The sequence below is a fragment of the Betaproteobacteria bacterium genome, from assembly GCA_016791345.1.
Classification (GTDB): domain Bacteria; phylum Pseudomonadota; class Gammaproteobacteria; order Burkholderiales; family JAEUMW01; genus JAEUMW01.
The window spans coordinates 1-2381 of the sequence record JAEUMW010000006.1 but is presented as its reverse complement, the minus strand read 5'-3'; the positions used below and the strand labels follow the sequence as shown (position 1 = coordinate 2381).

Here is a 2381-nt window from a genome sequence, read left to right as displayed (position 1 = left end):
GCGCAATTGCAGGCGGCCGGTCACGTGCGGCAGCTCGTCACGCAAAACGTGGATGGGCTGCATCAGTGCGCCGGCAGCGTCGATGTCGTCGAACTGCACGGCAGCATTGCGCGGGTGGGCTGCCTCAACTGCGGCGTGGATGTTTCCCGTGCCGATCTGCAGTGCGCGCTGGAGGCTGCGAATCCTACGCATAGGCGTCTTTCCGCCACCGCCGCCCCTGACGGTGATGCGGACATCGAGCCGGAGCAACTGGACGGGTTCGTGGTGCCGGCCTGCCCGCACTGTGGCGGGCTGCTCAAGCCGAACGTCGTGTTCTTCGGCGAGAACGTCCCGCGCCCGCGCGTCGATGCAGCGATGCGTGCGCTGGAGGAGGCGGATGCCATGCTCGTCGTCGGCTCGTCGCTCATGGTCTATTCGGGGTATCGCTTCTGCGAGCACGCGCAGCGCCTCGGCAAGCCGATCGCCGCGATCAATCTTGGCCGCACCCGTGCCGATCACCTGCTGAGCCTCAAGGTCGAGCGGCCGTGTGCCGAGGGTCTCGGCGATCTCGTCGCGGCACTGGAAGCGCAACGCCTGCGCGCCGAGACGGTTTGACGCGCACGGCTGAGCACATCGGGTGACGGCCACTGCCGGTACGCGCTTCGAGACCGACCTGCCGGCGCGGCTCGACCGCTTGCCGTGGAGTCGCTTCCACTGGCTCGTCGTCGTTGCGCTCGGCGTGACGTGGATCCTCGACGGACTGGAGGTGACGATCGCGGGCGCGCTCACCGGCGCGCTGCAGGAAAGCCCGACGCTGCGGCTCACACCCGGCGAGATCGGCCTGGCGGCAAGTGCCTATCTGGCGGGGGCGGTGACGGGTGCCGCCTTCTTCGGCTGGCTCACCGACCAGCTCGGCCGCAAGCGGCTCTTCAACGTGACACTCGGCGTCTACCTCGTCGCCACCGCCGCCACCGCGACCGCGTGGGACCTGCCGAGCTTCCTGCTGTTTCGGTTCCTCACCGGCGCCGGCATCGGCGGCGAATACACGGCGATCAACTCCGCGATCCAGGAACTCATACCCGCGCGCGTTCGTGGCTGGACCGACCTCGCCATCAACGGCAGCTTCTGGGTGGGCGCGGCGCTCGGGGCGGCCGGCTCCGTCTTCCTGCTCGACCCCGCCCTGTTCGCGGCCGACGTCGGCTGGCGACTTGCATTCGGCATCGGCGCCGTGCTGGGTTTGGGCATTCTCCTCTTGCGTCGCTGGATTCCGGAGAGCCCGCGCTGGCTGATGACGCACGGCCGGCTCGAAGAGGCGGAACGGGTGGTCGCCGAGATCGAGGCTCGAGTGGCTGCCGACCAGGGGCCACTGCCGGCGCCGGGCCCCGAGCGCATCCGCATCCATGCGCGCACGGGCACGGCGGTGCGCGCGGCGTTTCGCACGGTGCTCGTCACCTACCGCCAGCGCGCGCTGCTCGGCTTTGTGCTGATGACGGCGCAGGCGTTCTTCTACAACGCCATCTTCTTCAGCTACGGACTCATCCTGTCCGACCACTACGCGATCCCAGCCGATCGCATCGGCCTCTACCTGTTGCCGTTCGCGGTCGGCAACTTTCTCGGCCCCTTGCTGCTCGGCCGGCTGTTCGACAGCATCGGGCGCAAGGCGATGATCAGCTTCACCTATGCGGCTTCCGGCGTCCTGCTCGCCGTCACCGCCGTGCTGTTCGACCGCGGTCTGCTCGACGCGACGACGCAGACGCTCTGCTGGATGATCATCTTCTTCTTCGCCTCGGCCGCCGCGAGTTCGGCTTACCTGACTGTGAGCGAGAGTTTTCCGCTGGAAGTGCGCGCATTTGCCATTGCGCTCTTCTTCGTGCTCGGCACCGCGATCGGCGGCGTCATCGGGCCGTGGCTCTTCGGCACGCTGATCGAGACCGGCGCGCGCGGCAACATCACGATGGGCTATCTGCTCGGTGCAGCGCTCATGATCGGCGCCGCCATCGTCGAACTGCTGATCGGCGTCAACGCCGAGCGACGCTCGCTCGAATCCGTGGCGGCGCCGCTGTCGAGCGTGGAGTAGGGCGGGGTGGGAAAATGGGAATCTGACTACGGCGATACGCTCCCCGTTGTGGCTATACTGCGGGTTGCAGGCGCCTGCCAGTATCGCGTTCCGTTAATGGAGTCGTTGCATGAAGATCGCGATCGAATTGAATGCTGCCCAGACGGAACGGCTGAAGGCGGTCGCCGCTGATCTCGGCGTGGAAGCTGAGGCGCTTGCACTGGCTGCCGTGGCGGACTTGGTCAGCGCCGACGCAGATGACTTCGAGTCCGCGGCTTCTCGCGTGCTGAAGAAGAACCGCGAACTCTATCGTCGCCTGGCTAAGTGAGATTTCTCACTCTCGGCG

Annotated in this window: 3 protein-coding genes; all 3 read left to right on the top strand. The window is 67.1% G+C overall.

Annotation, left to right across the window (positions count from 1 at the left end; genetic code table 11):
* Window positions 1–594: NAD-dependent deacetylase (locus JNK68_00160; protein ID MBL8538759.1), on the top strand; the 594-nt coding region annotated here is incomplete at its 5' end.
* Window positions 595–616: 22 nt separating this feature from the next.
* Window positions 617–2056, top strand: a complete 1440-nt coding sequence (locus tag JNK68_00155; protein ID MBL8538758.1) for an MFS transporter — start codon at window positions 617–619, stop codon at window positions 2054–2056.
* Window positions 2057–2165: 109 nt separating this feature from the next.
* Entirely contained in the window at window positions 2166–2363 is a 198-nt protein-coding gene (locus tag JNK68_00150; GenBank protein MBL8538757.1) for a DNA-binding protein, read from the top strand.
* The last annotated feature ends 18 nt before the right edge of the window (window positions 2364–2381 follow it).

Bases quoted from the DNA above. Each gene is read 5' to 3' on its own strand.
- JNK68_00150 (MBL8538757.1), top strand. From the start codon at position 2,166: ATGAAGATCGCGATCGAATTGAATGCTGCCCAGACGGAACGGCTGAAG.